We start from the raw sequence: 24,279 nt of genomic DNA, 5'->3' as shown, positions 1-24,279 counted from the left end.
GTCGGCCCGGCCCTCGGTTCGTCTTGCGTCGGCGGCCGTTGTTGCGGGCGCGGCCGCGCGCTCGCGGCGGAGTCAGAGCACCGGAGTCGCTCCCAGTCGCTCCCAGACGCGGTGCGCCGGAAGCATGTCGAGCACCTCCCGTGTCACCGACTTCGCGTCGCCCACGGCGACCCCGGGTTCGGTGCCGTCCAGCGCGACGTCGTCGAGCATGGCCGCCGCCGCATCCGCGACACCGATCGCCTTGGCGTGACGGAACGCCTCGCCGACCAGCTGCAGCACGCGCCAGTCGCCCGACGCCGCGAGCACCACCACCGCGTCGAGCTCGACACTCGTCGCCGTGTCGGCGGTGCGCTGCACCGGGATGTCGCCGAGCTTGCCGCCGTGCGGGGCGATGACGAGGGGCGTGACGGATGCCGCGTCGAACGCCGTGCGGACGGCTGCGAGCTCGGCCGCGTCGGTGGTGTCGTCGGCGACGATCCCGACCACCCGTCCGTCGATAGGCCACTCCTCGCCGACCATCCGCAGAGCCGGGCTCGGATCGGAGTCGACGACCTCCACCGACGGCTTCGGAGCCGGCAGTCCGAGCGCCGTGGCGACTGAGGCGCAGAGGTGAGCGTCGATGTTCGCCAGCGCCGCCAGCTGGCGCTCCTTGATCGCCTGTTCGTAGCACTTACCGAGCTCGAACGCGTACGCCGCCGCGATGTGCTGCTGCTCCACCGGCGTGAGCGAGCGGAAGAAGAGGCGCACCTGCGAGAAGTGGTCCTCGAAGCTCGCCGGCCGACGACGCTCCTTCACCGACTCCTCCACTCGGGCCGGAACCTCGATGAACGCACCTGTGTCGGCACCGGCGTGGAAGGGGCATCCGCCGTCCAGCGAATTGGGGCGATACGGGGCGACGCCCGCATGCACCGCCGTCTGATGCATGCCGTCGCGGAGCATGTCGTTCACATCGGTGTGCGGACGATTGATCGGCAGCTGCGCGAAGTTCGGGCCGCCCAGGCGGGTGAGCTGCGTGTCGAGGTACGAGAAGAGCCGGCCCTGCAGAAGCGGATCGTTCGTGACATCGATGCCGGGGACGAGGTGCCCCGGGTGGAAGGCGACCTGCTCCGTCTCGGCGAAGTAGTTCGTCGGATTCGCATCGAGGGTCATCGTGCCGATCACCTGCAGCGGCGCGAGCTCCTCCGGCACGATCTTCGTCGGGTCGAGGAGGTCGATGCCCTCGAACGTCTCGTCGGGGGTGTCGGGCATGACCTGGAGCGCCAGGTCCCACTGCGGGAACGCTCCGGCTTCGATGGCATCGGCGAGATCGCGGCGGTGGAAGTCGGGGTCCTTACCGCCGAGCAGCTGGGCCTCCTCCCACGTCGTGCCGTGGGTGCCGAGCTTCGGCCGCCAGTGGAACTTCACGAGGGATGTCTCGCCCGCGGCATTCTCGAGGCGGAACGTGTGCACGCCGAAGCCCTGCATCATGCGGTAGGACCGCGGCAGCGCGCGGTCGGACATGTTCCAGATCGTGTGGTGCTGGGCCTCGGTGTGCAGCGACACGAAGTCCCAGAAGGTGTCGTGCGCCGACTGGGCCTGCGGGATCTCGCGATCCGGGTGCGGCTTGCCGGCGTGGATGATGTCGGGGAACTTGATGGCGTCCTGGATGAAGAACACCGGGATGTTGTTGCCGACGAGGTCGTAGACGCCCTCTTCGGTGTAAAACTTCGTGGCGAACCCGCGCGTATCGCGCGCGGTGTCGGCCGAGCCGCGCGACCCGAGCACGGTGGAGAAGCGGACGAACACCTTCGTGCGGGCGCCGCCACGCAGGAACGCGGCCTTCGTCACGCCCTCGGCGGCGCCGTTCGCCTCGAAGTATCCGTGCGCGGCCGCGCCGCGTGCGTGCACGGCGCGCTCGGGGATGCGCTCGTGGTCGAAGTGCATGATCTTCTCGCGCAGGTGGTGGTCCTGCAGGAGCACCGGCCCGCGCGGGCCGGCCTTCAGGGAGTGGTCGGTGTCGGGCAGGCGCGCACCCTGCGCAGTGGTGAGATACGCGCCCTGCTGGGCCACCGCCTCGGCCGGCACATCGGTCGCCGCCCCCGTGGGAGTCCGCCTCTCGGGACCGCGCTGATCCGGCTTCGGGGGCAGCGGCTCCCGCGGCGACGTCGGCTCTTCGAGACTCGGCGCCTCGGGTGCGGGAGCTCCCGGGATCTGCGGCTGGTCGGTGTGCTCGGGCGTGTCCACGTCATGTCCTCCGTTGCGCGTCGTCGTCCAGGGAGGCTACGTTCCCGTCGGCGACGGCCGCACCGGGTTGACAGGGCTCGGCTGCCCTGACACCCTCGCCTTCACGTCAGCGGCACTTCCACGTCACCACCACCTGCGCCCGGCACAGCATGTCGGCGAGCGCACCCCGCCGTCAGCCGAGCGCGACGAACCGCGCCGTCGCACCCCGGAACGTGCTGGCGTCACCTCCATCGCGGCCCGCGCGACCGGGGGTCCCCGGCCGCTTGTCGACGAGCCGGCGGTGCGCGATGCGCCGGCCGCCTCGCGGCCGGAAGAGCTCACCCGCACGCGCCAGCAGCCGGGCGGTCGCGGATGCCCGGGGTGCGCGCACAGCGGGGGCGGCCGGGGTGTGATCGACCGGCGGGAGCGACGGGATGTCGACGGGCTTGCGGCTACGAGGCGTCAGCATGGCTCTGACATTCGATGCAGGCGGCCGCATGCGGCAGCACTTCGAGCCGGGCTGGCGCGATCTGGCGACCGCACCGGGTGCAACGGCCGTACGTGCCCTCGGCGATGCGGTTCAACGCCGCGGTGATCTGCTCGACCGCCAGCCGGTGGGATGCCGACGTCTGGTACGCGACGGGGTCGACGCTCGGAAGGGCGAACGGCTGAAGCTCCTGAATGACGGCGAGCCGCTCCTCGAGGTGGCGCTCGAGCTCGCGCTGCACGACGGCGAGAGCAGCGGCGTCGGTGGTGGGGGTCTTCATCGATGTGCTCCTTGATACGAAGAAACGCGCCGCAGATGCGACGCGCTGGGTGTCCGGTGAGACCGGTGGGATGGACGGTTCTCACGGTGGCGCGGCGCGGCGGGTGGGCTGCATGAGCAGTCCATCCGCGTCGTTCCGCCGGGGCGGGAGCACCTCGTGCCGGGCGCCGGCGATGTCGGCCACGGCCGTCACGACGGACGCGTCGACGAGACGCTCCGTGCTGCGCGTGTGGGCCACCGTGATCATGGCCATCACCATAGCCGGGTCCCTGGAAAAGGCAAGTCAGCCGGTTTTCCCGAGCGCCCTGCGCGAATTGACATCGCCGGCAAGACGGCTATGGTCGTGGGTTCACCCGCCAGCCGAAAGAGGGGAAGCGAGTCATCATGTCAGGCAGATCACCGCGAGGACGCGACGGAAAGAAGGTCGCGCAGTCGTCGCTGAAGGAGAAGCGCGCCGAGAAGCGCGCGAGCCAGGAGTCACGAGCGTTCGTCAAGCCACGCAAGGGCGCGTGAGGGCGACGAACGACGCGGGCTCCTCTCCGGAGGAGCCCGCGGGCCTCATTGCGACGGCTCGAGCCGCGGACGAGGCATCCGTCGTCGACGTCTGCATCGAGGCCTGAGACATCGCTGCCGACCGCTCAGAGCGCGGCGGCGGCTCCGAGGTCTGCCAGGAGCGGGGTCATCGTCGTCCACGTCGTCGGAGCACCGATGAACGGATCGACCCGGCGGTCCAGCTCGGCGAGCACCGGTCCCTCATTGTGGCGATCGAGGTGCGCTTGCGAGGTCCATTTCTCGATCAGCACGATCGTCCCGTCTTCGGCGTCGTGGATGGCGTAGAGGAGGCACCCCTCCTCGCGATGCACGTCCGGAAGGATCTCACGCAGCGCCCCGATGAGATCGCCACTCGCCTCCGGGCGTGGCCTGAACACCGTCACGACCACCACGGCCTCTGTGTTCTCGGTCATGTTCTCTCCTCACCACCACCAGCTGCGCCCGCGCAGCATGTCGCCGAAGTCCTCGGGCGTGCCGCGGCCGGTGTGCCGCGCGCCGAGGTAGCTGTCGACGACGGCACGACCGAGATCGTCGAGCTCCGGCGCCACCACGTGCCCGCCGGCTCGCCGGGCGAGGGCGTCGATGAACCGGGCGAGCCCCGGATCCTGGCCCAGGCGGAAGAACGTCGTCTGCGCGCCGAGTCGCTGCACGGTGTCGAGCTCGCGCACGGTGGCGGCCACGGTGCGGGCGTCCGGCGGATACGCGAAGTGCACGCTCCCGTCGGGGCGCAGATGCGACGTGGGCTCGCCGTCGGTCACGATCAGCAGCACCGGCTGCGCCGTCGGATTCTTGCGGAAGTGGCGCTGCGCCAGCAGCAGCCCGTGCTGCAGATTCGTGCCTTTGTCCCACACGGCGTCCTTCGCCGTGAGCTGCTCGATGTCGATCACCTCGGCATGACGGGCGAACGCGATCAGTTGCAGGTTGTCGCCGCGGAACCTCGTCGAGATGAGGTGATGCAGCGCCAGCGCGGTGCGCTTCATCGGCACCCACCGTCCGTCGATCGCCATCGAGAACGACGTGTCCACCAGCAGCGCGACGGCCGCCTGCGTGCGCTCCTCGGTTTCGACCACCTCGACGTCGTGAGTGTCCAGCCGCACCCCGCCCGAGACATCGCCCCCGTCGAGCACCGTCCGCAGCACCGCGTTCGAGACCGTCCGCGGAATGTCCCACGGCTCGGTGTCGCCGAACGCCCACTCGCGGGTCGAACCGGTGCGATCGCCCGCGGCGCCGACGTTGCGCGTCTCGCGGCGGCCCATGCGACCGGACTGCCGCGTGGCGATGTCGCGCAGCAGCGCCCGCCCCAGCTGCCGCATCGCCCGCGGCGTGAGCCGGAGCTGACCGTCGGACGCACGCTGCAGCATCCCGGTGTCCCTCAGCTCCTGCTCCAGCTCGCGCAGGGTGCGGGCGCTGACGGCGGCGTCCTCGCCGATGAGGCGCTCGAGCGCGTCGAGATCGATGTCGTCCATGCGCGCGCCCGGGTACATCTGGCCGAGCTGGTCGGTCAGCGAATCGAGGTCGGAGAGGTCCTGCATGATGCCGGTCGCCTCGCCGAGACCCGCCGGCTGATCGCCGGAGAAGGATGCCGAACCCGTCCAGTCCTCGCCGGGCCGGAGCGAGCGCAGATTCTCGTCGAGGCGCGACAGCGACTGCATGAGGTCGGGTGAGCCGAACGCCTGTTCGGCCAGGCTCAGGAGCTCGTCGCGCTGTCCGGGCGTCATCGAGTTGAGCATCCGCTGCGCTGCCGCGGAGCGTTCGGCGAGCGTGTCGAGGAGCTCGCCGAGATTCTGCGGGTTCTCGGGGAACTGGTCCCCGTGCTTGCGCATGAACTCGTCGAAGTCCTCCTGCGTGTCCTCGCCCATCCGGCGCTTCTCGAGCAGGTCGTTGAGATCGTCGAGCATGTCGCGGATCGCCTGGCGGTCGGCATCCGTCGCGCTCTCGAGCGCGTTCTTCATGCCGGCGAAGCGCTGGTCGAGCAGTTCGCGGCCCAGCAGCTCGCGAATGCGGTCGTAGTCGGCCCTGGCGCTCGGGCTCTGCCAGTCGTAGTCGGCGAGGTCAGTGACGGCCGCGGCCGTCGAGGCCGGCAGGTTCTCGAGCCGCATCTCGGCGAAGGCACGGACGTCATCGTCGAGATTCACGTCGCGGACGAGATGCTTGCGCTCTTCGAGCACCGCCCGGTCGAGCAGCTTCTTGACCTCCTCGAGCGTGCCGTCCAGGCGGTGGCGCCGCGTGAGCTCGGCGCGGCGCTCGCGCACCCGCCGGGCGAGGTCGTCGAGCCCCATCCGGTCGCGGTCGCCGCGGCGGAGGTACTCGCGCATCGCGCGCTCGGCCGACGTTCCCGACATCACGTCCTGCCCGATCGCCTCGAGCGCGGACTGCACCTCGACCGGCGGCGCCAGCGGATCGCCGCCGTGGTACCTGCCGTAGCGGGATGTGTGCGCGGGAGTGCGGTGGAAGGAGCGGGGCATTACGGATGCCTCGCATCCGGGCTGCCCGTCGGTCCGGGGCGCTTCGTCTCGGGAGCCGGTCGCTGAGCGAGCGCCGCCGAGACGAAGCGTCCTCGCTCGCTCGACGACCGGGGGCTGAGACGAGACGACAGGCTCAGCGACCGGGGGGCGGGGTGCGGGTCAGCCATAGACCGTCTCACCGCCTGCACTGTCTTTGCCGATCTTCTTCTCGAGGTAGAGGGACTCCAGCAGCAGCTCGAGGGCACCGGCACGCTCCCCCGGTGTCGCGGCGTCGAGGCGCTCGGCCACCTGGTCGTACAGATCCGACTCGCCGAGCACCGGCATCGCCGTCAGAACCTCGGCCGCGGGGACCTGTTCGCCCGTCATCACGCTCGCGCCGTCGTGGATCGCGTCGGCGAGCGCTCGAGTGTCGAGGCCTCGCAGGTGGGCGCGGGCGGTCTCCGCGACGGCGGTGCGCAGCAGGTGCTCGAGGATCGCGCGCTCGCGACCCTCCTCCCCGGTCTCGAACTCGATCTTTCCGCCGAGCACGTCGACGGCGGTCTCGAGGTCCACCGGCCGGGCGACGGCGACCTCCTCGTGCTGGCGCGTCGCGCGGTGCAGGGCAGCGGCGGCGATCGTCTCGGCGCCGGCGATCGCGAACCTCGCTGAGACGCCTGCGCGCTGGTCGACGGCATCCGATTCCCGCAGGTTGCGCGTGAAGCGCGCCAGCACCTCGAGAAGGTGAGCCGGCACGAGGGCGACGAGGTCGGCCTCCTGGCGGATGACGGCGATCTCCTCGTCGATCGTCTGCGGGTAGTGCGTGCGGATCTCGGCGCCGAAGCGGTCCTGCAGCGGCGTGATGATGCGGCCGCGATTGGTGTAGTCCTCGGGGTTCGCGGTCGCCACGACGAGCACGTCGAGGTCGAGGCGCAGCACGTAGCCGCGGATCTGGATGTCACGCTCCTCCATGACGTTCAGCAGCGACACCTGGATGCGCTCGGCGAGATCTGGAAGCTCGTTGATCGCGACGATGCCGCCGTTGCTGCGCGGCACGAGGCCGTAGTGGATGGTCTCGGGGTCGCCGAGCGAGCGCCCCTCGGCGACCTTGATCGGGTCGACGTCGCCGATGAGGTCGGCCACCGACGTGTCGGGGGTCGCGAGCTTCTCGGCGTAGCGCTCGCTGCGGTGGCGCCACACGACGGGCAGCTCGTCTCCCAGCTCGCCGGCGCGGCGGACGGATGCCGGGGCGATGGGGTGGAACGGATGCTCGCCGAGCTCCGACCCCTCGATGACGGGAGTCCATTCGTCGAGCAGACCCACGAGGCTGCGGAGGAGCCGGGTCTTTCCCTGACCCCGCTCGCCGAGGAGGACGATGTCGTGGCCCGCGAGGAGCGCGCGCTCGAGCTGCGGGATCACGGTCTCGTCGAACCCGTGGATGCCGGGCCACGGGTCTTCGCCGGAGGCGAGTGCGGCGAGCAGATTCTCGCGCAGCTCGATGCGCACCGGCCGATAGGTGTGACCCGATGCGCGCAGCTGGCCGGCCGTCGTGATCGCGGGAGAAGGCGTCATGTCCGCACGCTACGCCGGTCGGGCGGGTGGAGGGGCCGGTTCAAGGAAATTCCTCGGCCGCGGTCGTCCGCCGACCCTCTTGCGGCCGCCGCCCGCCGGGAGTATCTCTGGGGTGGTCGTGCGAGCGATCGCGCGACCGGGGGAATCGGGGAGCACGGACGGGGGGAGGCCGGCCATGGCCGATGAGCAGTTCCTCACCATCGCGTCGATCCCGGGCGAGGTCGCCGACGATCGCCACCCCCGCGCCATCGAGGTGCTGAGCTGGAGCTGGGCGGTGTCGAATGCCGCGCCGGCCGGCGGGGGCGGCGGGGGCGGCCGGGTCGGCAAGCCGACGCTCACGGATGTCGCGATCTCGCTGCGCGTGGATGCGGCGACGCCGCGCCTCTTCGACGCCTGTGCCCGCGGCATCCGCCTGGATGAGGTCCTGCTCTCGGCGCGACGCGCGGGAATGATCGGCGACTATCTGACGGTGCGCCTGCAGGACGCCGTCGTGACGTCGGCGAACACCGCCTTCTCGGGCGAGGATCCCGCCGTGCAGATCACCCTGGGGTTCGCCACGGTGATCCTGACCTACCAGACGACGCTGCCCGACGGTTCTCTGGGCGACCCGGTCTCGGTCACGATCGGTCGCGTCCAGCGGTGACCGGCGCGGCGTGACGGAACGTGGAAATCCATCCACCGATCCGAGAAGGAGTCACCGATGAGTTGGAACGAGATCAGCAGCACGGCGCGCATGCTCTCCCTGCTGGGGCGCATCAATCCCGAGATCTTCGACGTCTTCCCACCGCACAGCCATCGCGCGCACCTCGCGAGCAGGTTCGACGCGGTGGCGCTCAATCCGCAGCCGCTCCCGCCCCGGTGGCTGCTGGCCGCTTCCGAGCTCTCCGGCTACATCGCCCAGGTGGTGCTCGAATCCGACCTGCGCGGTGAGGACCAGCCCGGCTGGGTGTCGGAGGTGCTGGACGACTGGTGCGGCACGGGCTGGCCGCGGCGGCTGCCCATCCCGCTTCCCGGTCCGCGCGGCGAAGGCCCGCAGCCGGATCCGTGGGATGTCGCCGCCGCGCAGATGACGGGGGCGGTGGCGTTCGCGTCGCTGGCGTCGCGGCTCGCCGGCGGCAACGCCCAGGCGTCGTTCGTCAGGATGGCGGAGAGCCTCGCGGAGGCGTCCAGCAAGGAGATGTAGCAGTGCCGTGCGGGAGGCCGATGCATCCGGCCTCCCGCACGACGCCGCGGCGCGGCATCCGTCATCCGCGCAGGATCAGCCCTTCACGCTCCCCGTCGCGAGCCCCGACTGCCAGTACCGCTGCAGGAACAGGAAGGCGATGATCAGCGGCAGGATCGACACGAACGAGCCCGTGATCACCGTCGAGAACAGCGCCTGCGTGCCGCCGCCCGCCGACGCGGCCGCCTGCAGCTGCGCGAGGCCGACGGTGATCGGATACAGGTCGGACGTGTTGAGCATGACCAAGGGCAGGAAGTAGTTGTTCCACGTCGCGACGAGCGAGAAGAGGAACACGGTGACCAGTCCCGGCCCGAGGAGGCGGAAGCCCACCTGCCAGAACGTGCGGAACTCGCCCGCCCCGTCGACGCGTGCCGACTCGATGAGCGTGTCGGGGATCGCGTCGGCCGCGTAGACCCGCATCAGGTACACCCCGAACGGACTGACGAGCGACGGGATGATCACGGCCCAGGGGGTGTCGGTCAGTCCCGCCCGCGCGAACAGCAGGTAGGTCGGCAGCGCCAGGGCGGTCAGCGGGATCATGATCGCGCCGAGGGTCGCGCTGAAGAGCAGCTTCTTGCCGGGGAACTCGTACTTCGCGAACGCGTAGCCGGCCATGGCCGACAGCAGCGTCGCGCCGACCGCGGCGGTCACCGAGTACACCACGGTGTTGATCAGCCAGCGCGTGAACAGGCCGCCTCTCACCGTGAACAGCGTCTGGAGGTTCTCCCACAACGAGAACTCGGGGCCGAACCACAGCCCGAACGTCGAGAACAGCGCGGAGTTGTCCTTCGTCGACGACACGAGCAGCCACCACAGCGGCAGGATGAAGTACAGCACGCACAGCCACAGCAGGATCGTCAGCAGCCAGCTCCGCCGACGCGAGCGCGAGTACGACGCCGGGAGCCGCTCGGAGCGGCGGGCCCGGTCCCCGGTCACGAGCGTGCGGGTCTCGGTGGAGGTCATGCCAGCCCCTTCCGCTCGCGGCGCGCGGATCGCTCGGATCCGAGCTGCACGAAGTACGAGACGATCGCGATCACGAGTCCGAGCACGAACGCGAGCGCTGCCGCGTAGTTGAGCTCCTGGTTGATGAACGCGACGTTGTAGGCGTAGTAGTTCGGCGTGAAGCCGTTGGTGATCGCATCCGGGGCGATCGTGTTGAGCAGGCTCGGCTCGGCGAACAGCTGGAACGACCCGATCACCGAGAAGATCACGGTGAGGAGGATCGCCGGGCGGATGGCCGGGATCTTGATGCTCCACGCGAGCCGGAACTGCCCCGCCCCGTCGATCTCGGCCGCCTCGTACAGCTCACCGGGGATCGCGCGGAGCGCCGCGTACATGATGATCATGTTGTAGCCGACGAACTCCCACGTGACGATGTTCATCATCGACCCGAGGATGTTCTCCGGCGACAGGAAATCGGGTGTGCCCAGCCCCATCGCCCGCGCCATCTGCGCGATCGGACCGAAGTCGGGGCCGTACAGGTATCCCCACATCAGCGTGGCGACGACCGCGGGCACGGCGTACGGCATGAAGATCAGCAGGCGGATGCCCTTCGACCCTCGTGCGAGGAACGAGTCGAGCGCGAGGGCGAAGAACAGGGCCAGGCCGAGCATGATCGGCACCTGCACGATGAAGAACAGGGCTACCCGGCCGAGGCCGCCGAGGAACTGCGGGTCGGTCAGGGCGCGGACGTAGTTGTTCAGGCCCGCGAACACCTCGCCGCCGATGAGCTTGCTCTCGAAGAGGCTGAGGTAGCCGGCATAGACGAGCGGCACCACGAGCATCGTGATGAAGACGACGAAGAACGGCAGGAGGAAGAGGTACGCGGCGCGGTACTGCTTGCGCTTGGTGGGACTGGTGCGCCGCTTCTTCGCGGGCGCGGCGGGTCGCGCGGCAGGCACGGCGGATGCGGTGGCCACGGGATCTCCTTTCGATGGATGCTGCGGGCCGGCGTCCAGCGCCGTGCACCGAGCCGGTAGCGGTCGAGGAGCGGCGCCCGCCGCGCGGGCGGCGGGCGCCGCAGACCTCACTCGACGGTGAAGCCCTGGTCCTCGGCGTACGACACGAGCTGGTCCTGCCACGTGTCGAGGGCGTCGCTGATATCACCCTTGGCGGCGATCACGGTGCCCATCGTCTCTTCGTACGTGGAGTACACGTAGTCCATGAAGGGCAGCCACTGGAACTCGGTGTCGACCGTCTCGGAGATCTCGGCGAACAGCGCGTTCACCTTCTGGCCTCCGTAGAACTCCGACTCCTGGTCCGCGAACGCAGGGTCCTCGAGCACCGACACCTGCGGCGGGTAGAGGAACTGCTCGGTCGCGAGCATCATCGCCGACTCCTGGTCGGTGTTGATGAACTTGGCGAGCTCGTAGGCGGCGATCGGGTTCTCGCTCGAGGCGAGGACGGCGTCGGACGAACCGCCCCAGTTGCCCGAGACCTGCTCGCCCTCCGACCACTGCGGCAGCGGCGCCGCGCGCCACAGACCCGACGTGTCGGATGCCGTGCCCTGGAGGAAGATCGGCCCCCAGGCCGCGGTGAGCCAGCCGGCGTACTTGCCGCTCGCGAGCCCCTGGTACCAGGTGTCGTTGAAGTCGACATCGGTCGAGACCAGGTCCGCCTGGATGAGCTGCGTCCAGTAGTCGGCCACCTGCTTGGCCTCGTCGCTGTTGACGTTGATCGAGACGGTCTCCTCGCCGTCGTAGCCGAACGGCTTGATGCCGGCCTGCCAGAAGAACCCGATCATCTGACCCGCCTGCGTGGCGCCGAGGTTAGAGATGTACGAACCCGTCTGGTCCTTCACCGCCTGGGCCGCGGTCGCGTAGTCGTCCCACGTGGCCGGAGGCTCGGTGATGCCCGCCGCCGCGAGGATGTCCTCGCGGTAGAGGTTGCCCATCGGGCCCACATCCTGCGGGACCGCCCACACCTCGTCGCCCGGCGACACCTGGTTCCACGCCCAGTCGACGAACTGGTCGGACAGGTCGTCACCGCCGTAGGGCGTGAGGTCGAGGAGCGACTCGGGAAGGACGAACGACGGGATGTACTGATACTCGATCTGCGCGACATCCGGGGCACCCTCGCCCGCTTCGATCGCGCTGCGCAGCTTCTGGTAGTGCGGCAGACCTTGACCGACGTTCTCGACCTTGACCTTGATGTCGGGGTACTTCGCCTCGAACAGGTCGACCTCGTTCTGGATGTCGGGCACCCAGGTCCAGAACGTGAGCTCGGTCGGCGTGCTGAGCGCCTCGTCGATCTGGTCCTGCGTGATGGGTCCCTGAGCCTCGCCGCCGCTCCCGCCCGGGGCGCACCCGGCGAGGAGCACGGCGACCGTGGCGGCGCCGACGGTCAGCGTCGCTGCTGTTCTGCGTGCCTTCTTCATGATTGCTCTTTCTTCTCGGTGGGATCAGGCGATCCTCTGGGTGCTCACCTTCCGACGAGGCAGCGGACTGCCCACGCCGGGAGGGAGATCTCGGTGCCGGCCGACAGCTGGTCGCCGGTGACGGCGTCCGCCAGGTCGACGGCAGGGGTGAACGTCTGCGATTCGCCGCTCCAGTTGAAGACGAACCATGCCCGGCGTCCGTCGGGCAGGGCGCCGGAGCTCACAGTGACGGGAAGCGCTCGTCCGGGGGCGATGGAGTCGGCGTGGACGGTGGGAGCCGCCCAGCGCACGATGTCGGCCGCGAGCGCCGGTGAGGGGACGGTGCCGACCACCGTGATCCGCCCGTCGCCGTGCGCACGGGTGGTGACGGTCGCGAAATCCCCGAACCGCGGGTGCTCGTACCGCACCAGCGTGTCGGCGTCGCCCGCGAGGAGCCCGTCGGCCCACAGCGTCGCCGTGGCGTGCGCCGACAGCTCGAGGTCACCCTCGCCGCGCACCGCCAAAGGCTCGCGCAGGTTGGAGAATTCCTCATAGCTGACGCCCGCGGCATCCGACAGCCGAGCCGGTGCGACGCTCACGCGAGCGCGCGCCTCCTCGTCGCCATAGCCGGTGCGGATGCCGACGATGAGGTGTCCGCCGGCCGCCGCGTAGTCGCGCAGCAGGTCGAGATGGGCGTCCGTCGCGACATAGAGGCCGGCGGCGACGAGAACCGGGAACCGAGCGACCAGTTCCACGGCACCCCACGAGAGCGCCTGGTCGGGGTGCAGGACCCGCGCCTGTGCCCCGCTGTCGACGATGCCGCGGTGGAAGGCGTCGAAGATGCGCGTGTACGAGGAGCGGTCCGGGTCCCCGCCCGGAGTGGGGAAGGTCGGGAAGAACTCCAGTGCGTAGCGCGAGTCGTTCGACCACAGCATCGCGACGTCGGCGTCGGGCTCGTACCCGTCGAGCAGATCGCCGATGGCGGCGAGATCGGCACCGACCGTCGCGAGCTCGCGATAGACGCGTCCGGGTTCGAGACTGTGGGGAAGGACGCCTCCCCAGTACGTCTCGGTGCCGTACGGGAGCGTGTGCCAGTGCCAGTACTCGATCATCGCGGCCCCGCGGGACACGAACGCGAAGGCTGCCTGCGCGAGCTGGCCCGGGTAGGGCGGCAGGTTGAAGTCGGACCCGCCGATGGACTGGGCATCGGTCTCGGTGACGAGGAAGCGCTGCTGGTTCGACGAGAACATCCGGTCGGCCTGACGGAACAGCGCCGCGACTCCGCTCGTCGTCCAGGGCGTGACGGGCGGCAGCTCCTTCGTCGCGTCGAGGTGGTCCTGCATCGCGTAGTAGGGGTTGCCCGCCGTGATGTCGAGAGCCTGGAGGAGCTTCTCGTCGTCCACCGCGACACGCGGGTACGCGATGCACGTCGTCACGAACTGCTCCGGCGTCGAGTACTCGCGCACGATCTCGGCCTGCCAGGCGATGAACTCGGTCGTGAGCTCGGCCTGGTAGCGACGCCAGGCGAGGTCGTACTGGGGCAGCGAGTTGCCGTCCGGCGTCCACAGGTCGGACCAGTCCGACAGCCGGTGCGACCAGTACGTCAGCCCCCACTCGCGGTTGAGCGTGTCGACATCCCCGTACTGGGCGGCCAGCCGCCGCACGAACCGGCGGAAGGTGCCGCGGTTGTGGAAGAGGACCATGCCCGGCTCGTTGTCGACCTGGAACCCGATCACGGCGGGGTGCGAGGCGTACCGTCCGACGACGGCGCGGATGACGCGCTCGGCGTGGAAGCGGAACGCCGGATGCGTGAAGTCGACCTCCTGACGTGCTCCCCACGGCATCGGCTGCCCGGTGCGCAGCTCGGCCGCGATCTCGGGGTGGGCGCTCTGCAGCCACGGCGGGACGGCGTAGGTCGGGGTGCCGAGCACGACCGCGATGCCGCGCGCGTGGGCCCCGTCGAGGACCGGCTGCAGCCACTCCAGGTCGAACTCGCCGTCGCGAGGCTCCCACGTCGACCACACCGACTCACCGACGCGGATCACGGTGAAGTCCGCTTCTTTCATCAGGTCGAGGTCCTGATCGATCCGTTCCGTCTGGTGGTATTCGGCGTAGTAGGCGGCGCCGAAAAGGATGCCGGATCGGTCGGGCTGCATCGGTAACTCCGTCGTTGTGGTGGGGCTGGATGTTTTCGGAAACATCAGTGCCGGCTCAGTATGTTTCCGATAACATCGCGGTGTCAAGGGAAACTCGGGAATCGTGAGCACAGAGACCGAACCGCAACATCTGGGGCCCGGAGCGTCGGCTCGTGGGGTCGCGCCTGGGGCGTCGGGGCCCGGGGCGTTGGCGCCTGGCGTGGTGGCGCCTGGGGCGGTGGCGCCTGGGGCGGTGGCGCCTGGGGCGGTGGCGCCTGGGGCGTCGGGGCCCGGGGTGTCGGGGTCCGGGGTGTCGGGGTCCGGAGTGTCGGGGCGTGGGGTGTCAGCACCTGGGGCGTCGGGGGCGGGGGCGTCGGGCCGCGCCGCGACGATCTACGACGTCGCGCAGCATGCCGGCGTCTCGCATCAGACCGTCAGCCGGTTCCTGAGGGGCTTCCCCGGCATCCGCCCCGAGACCAGGGCGCGCGTCGAGGCCGCGCTGGCGGAGCTGGACTATCAGCCGAACCTGACTGCCCGCAGCCTCAAGTCCGGGCGAGCCCACCGCATCGGCGCGCTGGTCCACGACGAATCCGAGACCGGACCGAGCCTCACGGCGCACGGTGCCACGATGGAAGCGCGCGAGGCGGGATACCTCCTCGACCTCATCCCCCTGGACGCCCACGACGGCGACTCGATCCAGCGATCGCTCGCCCTCATCGGTCCGTACTCGCTCGCCGGAATCCTCGCGCTCGCCTCCACCGACGAGATGCTCCACGCCTTCGACGCCGCCAGCTTCACGATGCCGGCCTACATCCACAGCGAGGCCGACGACACGCGGCTTGCCAAGACCGACGTCTCCCGCGTGGGCATGCCTGCCCTCATGGCGCACCTGCGCGACCTCGGCCACCGCCGGGTCGCCCACATCGCGGGCCCCTCGAACTGGTCCGCCGGCCGCAATCGCGCCCGAGCCTTCGCCTCGGCGGTCGAGGACCTAGGGCTGATCCACATCGGCCAGTACACGGGCGACTGGTCCGCACGGTCGGGCTTCGACGCCATCGCAGGGCTGCCCGAGCTGCCCGATGCGACCGCCTACGTCGTGGCCAACGACCAGATGGCGATCGGCGCCATCCTTGCGCTGAAGCGGCGAGGGCTGCGGGTTCCCGAGGACGTCAGCGTCGTCGGCATCGACGACCTTCCCGAGTCGGCGTACATCGACCCGCCGCTCACGACACTGCGCGTCGACCATGTCGCTCGGGGCCGCGAGGCGGTGGCCTCCCTCATCGGCCAGATCGAAGGAGTGCCCCCGAGGTCCGTGCCGATCGAGGTCCCGCACCTCGTGGTGCGGGAGTCGTCAGGACCGGCGCCTCGGGAGGATGTGCGCTGACCGGCGCGGTTTCCGTTGACGCCGTCACGGCCGCGTGCGGCCGGGCGATGTGCTGGCGGGGCGGTCGGGCGCTGGCTGGGGCGGAGCATCCGTCGACGGCAGCGGAGCCAGTGAGGGCGAGTTCGGTCTCGAACCTGGCGCGTGGCGTTCGTCAGCGCCTTGCGAGTCTCGGCGGTCGCGTCGGCCTGGGCCAGGTCAGTGCCAGCCCCACGGGCGACGTCGATCAGCACCTTGCTCCTGACGGATGACGTCGATGAGCACCTCGCCGACTCCGGGGTGTGGCCGTGATCAGCAGGCGCGCTCTGCGGGCGCGCGGGGGCCGGTTCAGAAGGACTCGGCGCGGCGTCGTGGTTGCGAAGTAGTCGCTCGTTGCGAAGATCCCTTGCTGTGAGCACTCCGATGCCGGGATACGGCACGCGAACTCGTGGGGCGCCACCCTCAATGGTCAAGAGGGAAGACATCCGAGACGGCACAGTGATAGCCGTGTTGCAGCCGCGCCCCGACGCGCTCTCGGGGTCGCCGCGATGCTCGAAAAGCGATGCACCGCCGTCGTCCCGGACGACGGGTCCGCGCCGAATTGTCAGTGTCGGCGCCTTCCGGGCGACATCCACACCCCGGCCGCTCGTGAGGAACGACGCGCAACGGGGCTCTCAGTGCGCCAAAACCGAGCATGCAGGCCACCAGTTCGGGTCAATCCCGGCACACGTCGGCAGCGTCCGCCATCGTGTCTGGGTCGACGCGGAGAGGACGGACTGGCGATTCATCGATGTTTTGTTCGAATGTCGGAGGTCCATAGGAGAATGAATCATGGACATCTTCTCCGATATGCGAGCGGCGCTTGACGCGTTGCGCACTGCGCTCGGAGAGAGTGAACCGACCAGCATTCCGGCGGCGGTGCAGCGGCTCGAAGATGACGTCCTGCTGACCGTGATCGAGAACGCCACCACGCTGGTGCGCACCGCTGAGTGCGTACGTATCGCGGCATCCGGCGTGGTGGCAGCCCGCTCGACGAGGGAGGCGGGCCACGGCGGACTCGCCCAGAAGCGCGGGCACCGCTCAGCCGTCTCGCTCATCCAAGACCTCACCGGCAGTACACGAGCCGATGCGACGAAGCAGGTGCGAATCGGCGAGGCTCTGGCGGCGGCGTCCGTGTCGGCCGCTCCGGTCGATCCGACGGCTCCCGGTACCGGTCTTCTCGAGAGCATCGCGCCTGCCGTGCCGCCCCAGCCTCCGTGGCACGCGGCGCTCGGTGAAGCGCTCATGTCGGGCGCGCTCACGTCAGCTCAGCACGACGCGATCTTCCGGGGTCTCGGAACGCCGCCGACCATCGCCCACTCCGACGCCGAAGACCCGGCGGCACGCGACGCCTGGACCATGGCGGCGGAACAGCTCATCGATGAGGCGCAGGTGCGCACCGTCGAAGAACTCGCGACGGCCGCTCGGGCCGTCCGCGATCTCCTCGATCCGGATGGTGCGCAGCGCCGCTTCGACGAGCGATTCGAAGCACGCTCGTTCCGCACCTGGACCGACCGCGATGGCGTGCGCCGCGGCAGCTTCACGTTCGACGACGTCGGGGCCGTCGGCATCGAGACCATCATCGGCACCACACTACGTCCCCGTCGTGGTGGACCCCGCTTCGTCGATCCCGACGAGGCCGCGCGAGCCCAAGAATTGCAGGACGATCCGCGCACCAACGACCAGCTCGCCTACGACCTGGTCATGGACATCATCCGCGCCGGCGCACTCGCCGACGCCCAGACGGTGTTCGGCACCCGTCAGGCCGGCATCCGCGTCGTCGCCACGCGGGCCGCCCACGACGACGCCCTGCACGGTCGGCCGACTGTCGCCCTGGTCGAAGACACCGGCGCACCCCTGCCGGGCTGGGTCATCGGCACCCGGGCATGCGATGTCGGCGCCACGACAGTCACGCTCGACTCGGCGGGCAACCCACTCGATGTCGGCCGAGAAGCCCGCCTCTTCACCCCGAAACAGCGCATCGCGCTCGCGATTCGAGACGGCGGATGCCGGATCCCGGCCTGCGACCGACCCGCATCATATTGCGAGGCCCATCACGTCGACCCCTTCGCCCATGGTGGTCGTACCGACATCGACCGAGGCGTCCTGCTGTGCCCGTTCCATCACATGAACCTGCACCATCACGGCTGGCGCATCACCAGAAAGGGGAAAGACGACTTCATCCTCCATCGCCCGGGCATTCCGCCCACCAGGCTGCCCGCGCGAATCGCCCGGCGCTACGATTTCGGCGACCTTCGACCACCGCCACGAAGACTCATCGCCGGGTACAGCTAGCGGCGGACGCTGAGTCGCAGCACCGACCACGACGCAACCTCACCCGTCGAGGAGGAACGCGTCGAACCAAGCGCGACGAAACCCGATGGCTACGAAGCCTTCGCTCCCCCGCGCGACGCATCGAACGCCACGCCTCGCCTCGCCTCGACCACCACCGCTGACACCCACGTCGGGCGCGCTCGAACCCCGCGCCGCCCGAAGGCCATCAGGGTCTTGCCGCAGCCGTCAAGGGGGTCCATGCGAACACCGGAACGGCACATGATCGGGCCATGACACCACTCGAAGAACCAGCCTGTCGGCGACGACGAAGAGGAAGACGTCATCGAACATGTCGCCCACGACGTTCGCGACGAGATCCGCCAAGGCCACGTCGTGGAGGACGTGAGACACGTGCTCGACGAACGACTCCACGACGCCGGCGTCGACCTACGCCCGGAACGCCTCGACGATCTCGCCGAAGAGATCGAGAACGACGTCTCGACCTAGATCACTCCCCGAACGGGAAGTCGCGGCATCCAGCCCGCACGTCGAGACGGAGTCGCCGTCAGCTGTTGTCGCCCGAGACGTCGATGAGCACCTTGCCGACCGTGTTCTGCTCGACCGCATCGTGCGCCGCGGCGGCCTCGTCGAGAGGGAACCACGTCAACGGCAGACCCGCCGACTCGCCTACCGGAAGTGCGCCGTCGCGCAGCGCGGCGGTGATGTCCTCGACCGCCGCCGACAGAGCCGCCTCACCGACCGTGTAGAGCAGCAGACCCTGGATGCGCACGTTCTTCGCGAAGGTCGGCCGCACAGGGATGGTGGCCTCCGCACCGCCGTTGTCGGCGTAGTACGCGATCGAGCCGTGGTTGGCGATGACCTGTCCATCAAGACCGGCGTTCTGGACGATCGAGACCTCGACGACGTGGTCGACGCCGCCGGGAGCGAGGGCGGAGATCTGCGCAGCGGTGTCACCCTCGCGATAGTTGACGACATGGTGCGCACCGGCGGCACGGGCGAGCGAGGCCTTCTCGTCGCTCGAGATCGTCGCGATCACCGTCGAACCGGCCCAGACCGCCAGCTGAATGGCGGCGTGCCCGACGGCTCCCGCTCCCCCGGCGACCAGCACCACACGCCCGTCGAGCGCCCCCGGCGCCAGCCGCGCCGGACCGAACTCGTGAACCGTGAGCGCCCGGTGCGCCGTCATCGCGGGCACCCCGAGGCTCGCGGCCACATCGAAGCCGATCCCCTCCGGCAGCTTCACCGCACGCTCCGCCGGCACCACCGTGTACTCCTGTGCGGTGCCGGTCGGGCGCTGGTGCTGCGCGAGATAGAGCCACACGCGGTCGCCGACCGCGAGATCGGTGACGCCCTCGCCGACGGCGTCCACCACTCCCGCACCATCCTGATTGGGCACGATCTCGTCGAACGCGGGCTTCTGCCCGCTGCCGGCGCGCGACTTCCAGTCGGTCGGGTTGACCCCCGACACGGTGACCCGGACGCGCACCTCCCCCGGCCCGGGATCCGCGGGCTCACGGTCGACGAGCGAGAGGACGGAAGAGCTGCCGGTCTGGGAGTAGACGATCGATCGCATGCCACAAGCCAACGCGAGAAGCCGCGTCAGCCTTCCCGCGACAGGCATGATGAAGACGGATGCCGCGGGTCGCGGCATCCGTCACCCACTCGGCCCACCGAGACCGACCCCCATCTGCAGGAGCACTTCGATGTCGACATCCTTCTCCGTTCCCGGCGTCCCGTTCGAACTGATCGCGTCGGAGGGCTCGGACTGGACCGTCGCCGACGACCGCGTGGCGGTGAACGCGCCGGCGCACAGCGACCTCTTCGTCGACCCGAGCGGCGAGAGCGGGACCGCTGCCGAGACCATGCTCAATGCGGTCACACTGCTCGGGACGCCGGGCGAGGGGGACTTCGTCTTCTCGGCGCGTGCGGGCGCGGACTTCCGCGCGATGTTCGACGCCGCCGTCCTGCTCATCTGGGCCGACGAGCGGCACTGGGCCAAGCTGTGCTTCGAGCGGTCGCCGGCCGGCGAGACGATGGTGGTGTCGGTCGTCACGCGCGGCGTGTCGGACGACGCCAACTCGTTCACCGTCGACGGCGACGCGGTCTGGCTCCGCATCTCGCGGATCGGGCGAGTCTTCGCACTGCACGCCTCCACCGACGGCACCTGGTGGCATTTCGTCCGCGCGTTCGCGCTGGGCGACGACCTGGGAGACGTGAAGCTCGGCTTCGAGGGGCAGAGCCCGACCGGCGACGGATGCGCCGTGTGGTTCGACGACGTCCGCTTCGAACGGAAGACTCTCGGCGACCTCCGCGACGGCAGCTGATCCTTGCTGTCCTGACGTCGAACGGCGGCCGCGGGGATCCCGCGGCCGCCGTTCTTCTGACCTGCTCAGTCGTCGCTGTCGGTGCCCGTCCCGACCACTGCGAACTCGGTGTCCAGACCGATCTCGATGAACTCGCCGGCACCGGTCAGCACCGTGACGTCCCACGGCGACGCGCTGTCGTCGTCGGCCTCGATCTCGACGACCCGGCCGTCGGCCTCGGCGAGCGCCGCGTCGACGATCGCAGCGATCGCATCGGTGTCGAGCACGTTCTGCGGTGCGGTGTCGTCGGCGTCGGCCTGCTCGGTGGAGATGACGGATGCCTCGCCCGCCGCGTCGACGCGCACTTCCGTGTCGGCGCCGTCGGCCGCTTCGAGAGTCACCTCGGCGCTGCCGTCGCGCTCGAACTCGATCGAGACCGGCTCACCCTCACCCGCGGCGGCCGCGGCGTCGACCATGGCGACGACGTCGTCGGCGGAGTCGGTGCCGAGGTTCGACAGGTCGCCTCCGGCGCTGTCGTCGTTCGCGTCGTCACCGCCGCCGTCGCGGGAGTCGTCGTCCTGGTCGTCGGAGACCGACGACGAGGTGTCGTCGCCGTCCCCCAGCTCGTCCGCGATGGCCGCCCCGACGGCGATGCCGCCTCCGGCGAGCAGCGCGGCAGCGAGCACGGAGCCGCCGGCGATAAGCAGACCGCGCGTGCGGCGACGCTTCGGGCCCGCTGCGGGCGGCGCGGCGAAAGTGTCGGCCCGACCTGCCTCGGTCGAATGGGCGGGCGCAGGAGTCGCCGCCGAGGCGGCAGTCGAAGGAGCGTCGGCCGAGTGTGCGCGGGTCGCCGAAGCCGCGTCGGTCGACCCGGTACCGACGGCCGGAGCCGGAGTGCCTGCGACGGCGTCGGTCCGGCCGGCGTCGGCGGGGCGGTCAGCGGCGGGGGAAGTCTCGGGGGTGCTGTTCTTGTCGTCCATGCTTCGATGGTGCCGAGCGGTCGCTGAAGCTGGCCTGAAGCATCCTGAAGCCGGGTTCAGGGAGCGACCGGCAGCACCACCTCGAACCGGGCACCGCCCAGCGGCGAGTCCCCGACCCGCACGCCGCCACCCTCGGCCTCCGCGATTGCGCGGACGATCGCGAGTCCCAGACCGCTGCCCCCGGCATCCCGCGCACGGGCTTCGTCGAGCCGCACGAAGCGCTCGAAGATGCGCTCCCGCTCCTCCGGCGGGACCCCGACGCCGTCGTCGTCGACGGTCAGCATCACGTGACCGTCGCGCTCCGCGACGCCGATCGCCACGGCGCTTCGGGCGTGACGGGCGGCGTTGTCGGCGAGGTTGCGCACGAGCTGCCCGAGCAGGCGCGCATCACCCTGCACGCGCGCCGCGTGAATGCCCGAGCCATCGACGACCGGGCCGCCGGCGCGGAGCCGTTTCACCTCGGCGAGCGCGAGATCGTCGAGGTCGACGGACTCCCGGTGCAGCGCGGCACGCTCGTCCAGCCGCGTCAGCAGCAGCAGTGCATCGACGAGCTCCTGCATCCGCAGTCCCTCGCCGTGGACCACCTCGGCGAGGTCGTCGACGGACGTCGCTTCGGGATGCAGCTGCGCGAGCTCGGCGTGCTGGCGGATCGTCGCTAGCGGTGAGCGGAGCTCGTGCGAGGCATCCGACACGAACCGGCGCTGGGCCGTGGCGGAGGCATCCAATCGGTCCAGCATGCGGTTCATCGTGCCGGCCAGCGCTGCGATCTCGTCGCCCGACGCCGGCACCGCCACGCGACGGTCGAGCCGGTCGGCGGTGATGTCGTCGACTTCGGCGCGGATGCGCGCCACGGGGCGGAGCGCGCGTCCGACCACCCACCAGGTGATCGCCGCGACCAGGCCGACGACAGCGACGACGGCGACCGAGAGCAGCAGCGCGACGGTCGCGAGGGTGCTCTGGTCGTCTTCCACCGAGACGGCGAGCAGCAGCGTGCCGCCGTCGTCGAGGTCTTCGCGCACCACGATCACCGGCTCGTCGTCGTTGGTGATGACGGGTGCCCCGCCCACGTCGGGCAGGTCGCCGCCCTCCGCCTCTTCGGACGACGCGACGACCCGTCCTCCGGCGTCGAGCACCTGCGCGATGTCGTCATCGAGGTCGGCCACCGCACCGGGCCCCTCGGCGTCGACCCGGGCCGCGAGCTGCTCGGCGCGCGTCTCGGCCGCACGCACGGTGGCGTCGCGGATGCTGACCGACAGGATGCCGTAGAACGCCAGCGCCCCGACCACGAGCGCCGCGGCCACGACCAGCGTCGCCGCGGCGGTGATGCGCGCGCGCAGCGAGCGCCGGCGCCGCTCAGCCACCGTCGGCCGCCAGACGGTACCCCGCGCCGCGGACGGTCTCGATCGCCGAACGCCCGAAGGGCCGGTCGACCTTGCGTCGGAGGTGCCCGACGTAGACCTCGACGATGTTGGGGTCGCCCTCGAAGTCGTCGTTCCACACACCCGCGATGAGGTCGCGCTTCGACAGCACCTGACCGCGATGGCGCATCAGGTGTTCCAGCACCGAGAACTCGCGCGATGTGAGGTCGAGCTCGGAGTCGCCTCGCCAGACCTTGCGGGCGCCGGGATCGAGCCGCAGGTCGCCCGCCTCGAGCACGGTCGGCCGTTCGACGCCGCCCCGGCGGATGAGCGCGCGCAGCCGCGCGACGAGCACGGCGAACGAGAAGGGCTTGGTGACGTAGTCGTCGGCGCCCGTCTCGAGCGCCTCGACCTGGTCCCACTCCCCGTCTTTCGCGGTCAGCATGAGCACCGGCGTCCAGTTCTCCTCGGCGCGCAGCGCCTCGCAGACTTTCCAGCCGCTCATGCCGGGCATCATCAGGTCGAGCACGATCGCGTCATACGAGATCTCGCGGGCCCGCCACAGCCCGTCCACGCCGTTGTGCGCGACATCGACCCCGAAGCCCTCGGCCTCGAGACCGCGACGGATGCCGTCGGCCAGGCGCACCTCGTCATCCACCACCAGAATCCGCATCGGGTCCAGTCTGGCCCGCGACGGCTGAATCCCGCCTGAAGCGCGGGTGTTCGACCCGCTCCGTCGCGCCCGGCGCGAGTCGCGGTGGGTGCTGCTGGTGCGTCCGGCCCCGTGAGCCTCTGCTGTGACGAGACGAGGACCTCCAGGAGTCCCCGCATTGCCGATGCCACGAGCAGCGGTCCTGCTCGGCGGCCTTCGTCGAGAACGGCTCGCCCACTCGCGCACCCGCTGCACCGCGACCGCGTTCTCCGGCGGTCCACCATCGACGGTGACCAAGTCGTCGCCGGACGTGGTGACCCCTCAAGCGCGGTCGGCGCACGGTCCGCTCCCCCCGCAGGAAGGCGAATGCCGCACCCCGGCACGCCGCAACCGCGGCTCCTCCCGAACCGCTCCTCAGCTGGCGGCGGCGGCGCCATATTCCGCGCGCCGCCCGGAGCAGTACGAGCGGCGCGACCGGCCTCAGGGCGACGGGACGGCCGGCGCGCGGAAGATACCTGCGACCACCAGCTCGAGGATCGGCCGCGGATCGCTGAAGTCGTGCCGCGCGATCCGGTGGAGGATGAGGCCCTCCATGGTGGCCGCGAGGCTCTGGGCTGCGGCATCCGGATTCGAAGCCCCCATCTCGGTCAGCGCCGCGGCCGCTCCCCCGACCAGGGCGCCCCGCCCACGCTGCAGAAGGGCACGGAGATCGGCGTCGTGGCTGGCCTCCATGAACAGCACGAGGCGCGCGGTCGTGAGCTTGCGGTTGTCGCGCGTGATCACGTCGAGGAGCCCGCACATGCCCTGGACGAGCTCTTCCGGCGAGCGCGGCGCGAAGGCCACGTTGAGCGAGGCCAGCTCCTGTTCCACGATCCAATCCGAGACGCCGGCGACGAGAGCCGCCCGCGTGCGGAAGTAGTTCGACGTCGAGCCCTTGGGCAGGCCGGCGCGCTCGTCGACGCGCATGTGCGTGAGAGCGCGGAGGCCACCGGTGCCCAGCAGGTCCACCGCGGCCTCGAGAACGCGAACGCGATTGGATGCCACGCC

Annotated in this window: 22 protein-coding genes; 6 read left to right on the top strand and 16 right to left on the bottom strand. The window is 70.2% G+C overall.

Features of this window, described 5'->3' with window-relative positions; genetic code table 11:
* Positions 1 to 72 precede the first annotated feature (72 nt).
* From IM767_RS12615 to IM767_RS12600, 4 genes are all read right to left on the bottom strand, one after another.
* Positions 73 to 2,223, bottom strand: a complete 2,151-nt coding sequence (locus tag IM767_RS12615) for a catalase (protein ID WP_109211086.1) — start codon at positions 2,221 to 2,223, stop codon at positions 73 to 75.
* A 172-nt stretch (positions 2,224 to 2,395) separates the two neighbouring features.
* Positions 2,396 to 2,671 (bottom strand): hypothetical protein, encoded by a 276-nt coding sequence (locus IM767_RS12610; protein WP_109211087.1) that lies wholly within the window; start codon positions 2,669 to 2,671, stop codon positions 2,396 to 2,398.
* On the bottom strand, positions 2,655 to 2,969 hold the full coding sequence (locus IM767_RS12605; protein ID WP_109211088.1) for a TraR/DksA family transcriptional regulator: 315 nt from the start codon (positions 2,967 to 2,969) through the stop codon (positions 2,655 to 2,657). The genes IM767_RS12610 and IM767_RS12605 overlap by 17 nt, the downstream gene beginning before the upstream one ends.
* Before the next feature lie 81 nt (positions 2,970 to 3,050).
* On the bottom strand, positions 3,051 to 3,215 hold the full coding sequence (locus IM767_RS12600; RefSeq protein ID WP_162564311.1) for a hypothetical protein: 165 nt from the start codon (positions 3,213 to 3,215) through the stop codon (positions 3,051 to 3,053).
* A 137-nt stretch (positions 3,216 to 3,352) separates the two neighbouring features.
* Between IM767_RS12600 and IM767_RS21025 the strand changes: the two genes are divergently transcribed.
* The gene (locus IM767_RS21025) at positions 3,353 to 3,481 is read left to right on the top strand and encodes a hypothetical protein (RefSeq protein WP_275426026.1); all 129 of its coding nucleotides are present in this window, start codon (positions 3,353 to 3,355) and stop codon (positions 3,479 to 3,481) included.
* A gap of 125 nt (positions 3,482 to 3,606) precedes the next feature.
* On the opposite strand, the gene IM767_RS12595 is transcribed toward IM767_RS21025, so the two are convergent.
* The 3 genes from IM767_RS12595 to IM767_RS12585 form a co-directional block, all read right to left on the bottom strand.
* Positions 3,607 to 3,933, bottom strand: coding sequence for a putative quinol monooxygenase (locus IM767_RS12595; protein WP_109211089.1), 327 nt, complete (start codon positions 3,931 to 3,933; stop codon positions 3,607 to 3,609).
* Between the two features lie 9 nt (positions 3,934 to 3,942).
* On the bottom strand, positions 3,943 to 5,985 hold the full coding sequence (locus tag IM767_RS12590) for a vWA domain-containing protein (RefSeq protein WP_109211090.1): 2,043 nt from the start codon (positions 5,983 to 5,985) through the stop codon (positions 3,943 to 3,945).
* 159 nt (positions 5,986 to 6,144) lie between these two features.
* Entirely contained in the window at positions 6,145 to 7,533 is a 1,389-nt protein-coding gene (locus IM767_RS12585) for an AAA family ATPase (RefSeq protein ID WP_109211091.1), read from the bottom strand.
* A gap of 175 nt (positions 7,534 to 7,708) precedes the next feature.
* Here IM767_RS12585 and IM767_RS12580 point away from each other — a divergent pair, with 175 nt between their 5' ends.
* Complete coding sequence (locus tag IM767_RS12580; protein ID WP_162564323.1) at positions 7,709 to 8,176, top strand: Hcp family type VI secretion system effector; 468 nt, start codon at positions 7,709 to 7,711, stop codon at positions 8,174 to 8,176.
* Positions 8,177 to 8,233: 57 nt separating this feature from the next.
* Positions 8,234 to 8,716 (top strand): hypothetical protein, encoded by a 483-nt coding sequence (locus tag IM767_RS12575; protein WP_109211093.1) that lies wholly within the window; start codon positions 8,234 to 8,236, stop codon positions 8,714 to 8,716.
* 75 nt (positions 8,717 to 8,791) lie between these two features.
* Here IM767_RS12575 and IM767_RS12570 read toward each other — a convergent pair whose 3' ends face one another.
* The 4 genes from IM767_RS12570 to IM767_RS12555 all read right to left on the bottom strand — a co-directional run bounded on the left by IM767_RS12570 (position 8,792) and on the right by IM767_RS12555 (position 14,266).
* Positions 8,792 to 9,718, bottom strand: a complete 927-nt coding sequence (locus IM767_RS12570; RefSeq protein WP_109211094.1) for a carbohydrate ABC transporter permease — start codon at positions 9,716 to 9,718, stop codon at positions 8,792 to 8,794.
* Positions 9,715 to 10,674 (bottom strand): carbohydrate ABC transporter permease, encoded by a 960-nt coding sequence (locus tag IM767_RS12565; RefSeq protein ID WP_239453389.1) that lies wholly within the window; start codon positions 10,672 to 10,674, stop codon positions 9,715 to 9,717. Before IM767_RS12565 ends, IM767_RS12570 begins: the two co-directional genes overlap by 4 nt.
* A gap of 107 nt (positions 10,675 to 10,781) precedes the next feature.
* Entirely contained in the window at positions 10,782 to 12,131 is a 1,350-nt protein-coding gene (locus IM767_RS12560) for an ABC transporter substrate-binding protein (protein ID WP_109211095.1), read from the bottom strand.
* 44 nt (positions 12,132 to 12,175) lie between these two features.
* Entirely contained in the window at positions 12,176 to 14,266 is a 2,091-nt protein-coding gene (locus tag IM767_RS12555) for a beta-galactosidase (protein ID WP_109211096.1), read from the bottom strand.
* Positions 14,267 to 14,585: 319 nt separating this feature from the next.
* On the opposite strand from IM767_RS12555, the gene IM767_RS12550 reads away from it, so the two are divergent.
* A complete protein-coding gene (locus tag IM767_RS12550) occupies positions 14,586 to 15,629 on the top strand; it encodes a LacI family DNA-binding transcriptional regulator (RefSeq protein WP_162564324.1) in 1,044 nt (347 codons plus the stop codon).
* An 807-nt stretch (positions 15,630 to 16,436) separates the two neighbouring features.
* Positions 16,437 to 17,939 (top strand): HNH endonuclease signature motif containing protein, encoded by a 1,503-nt coding sequence (locus IM767_RS12545; protein ID WP_109211098.1) that lies wholly within the window; start codon positions 16,437 to 16,439, stop codon positions 17,937 to 17,939.
* A gap of 544 nt (positions 17,940 to 18,483) precedes the next feature.
* Here the strand turns inward: IM767_RS12545 and IM767_RS12540 are convergent.
* Positions 18,484 to 19,512 carry an NADPH:quinone reductase gene (locus IM767_RS12540; RefSeq protein WP_109211099.1) on the bottom strand — a complete coding sequence of 343 codons (1,029 nt, stop codon included), beginning with the start codon at positions 19,510 to 19,512 and terminating at the stop codon, positions 18,484 to 18,486.
* A 130-nt stretch (positions 19,513 to 19,642) separates the two neighbouring features.
* Between IM767_RS12540 and IM767_RS12535 the strand changes: the two genes are divergently transcribed.
* On the top strand, positions 19,643 to 20,263 hold the full coding sequence (locus IM767_RS12535) for a DUF1349 domain-containing protein (protein WP_109211100.1): 621 nt from the start codon (positions 19,643 to 19,645) through the stop codon (positions 20,261 to 20,263).
* A gap of 65 nt (positions 20,264 to 20,328) precedes the next feature.
* Here the strand turns inward: IM767_RS12535 and IM767_RS12530 are convergent, their stop codons facing one another.
* The 4 genes from IM767_RS12530 to IM767_RS12515 all read right to left on the bottom strand — a co-directional run bounded on the left by IM767_RS12530 (position 20,329) and on the right by IM767_RS12515 (position 24,276).
* Positions 20,329 to 21,222, bottom strand: coding sequence for a hypothetical protein (locus IM767_RS12530; protein WP_109211101.1), 894 nt, complete (start codon positions 21,220 to 21,222; stop codon positions 20,329 to 20,331).
* 56 nt (positions 21,223 to 21,278) lie between these two features.
* Positions 21,279 to 22,583 carry a sensor histidine kinase gene (locus tag IM767_RS12525; protein ID WP_109211102.1) on the bottom strand — a complete coding sequence of 435 codons (1,305 nt, stop codon included), beginning with the start codon at positions 22,581 to 22,583 and terminating at the stop codon, positions 21,279 to 21,281.
* Positions 22,576 to 23,253, bottom strand: a complete 678-nt coding sequence (locus IM767_RS12520; protein ID WP_109211103.1) for a response regulator transcription factor — start codon at positions 23,251 to 23,253, stop codon at positions 22,576 to 22,578. Before IM767_RS12520 ends, IM767_RS12525 begins: the two co-directional genes overlap by 8 nt.
* Before the next feature lie 459 nt (positions 23,254 to 23,712).
* Complete coding sequence (locus IM767_RS12515) at positions 23,713 to 24,276, bottom strand: TetR/AcrR family transcriptional regulator (protein WP_109211104.1); 564 nt, start codon at positions 24,274 to 24,276, stop codon at positions 23,713 to 23,715.
* Between the last annotated feature and the right edge of the window lie 3 nt (positions 24,277 to 24,279).

The sequence above is a fragment of the Microbacterium ureisolvens genome (genome assembly GCF_015278315.1).
Lineage (GTDB): Bacteria > Actinomycetota > Actinomycetes > Actinomycetales > Microbacteriaceae > Microbacterium > Microbacterium ureisolvens.
Note: the sequence above shows the minus strand (reverse complement) of the source record. Positions and strands in the feature narration are given on the sequence as shown.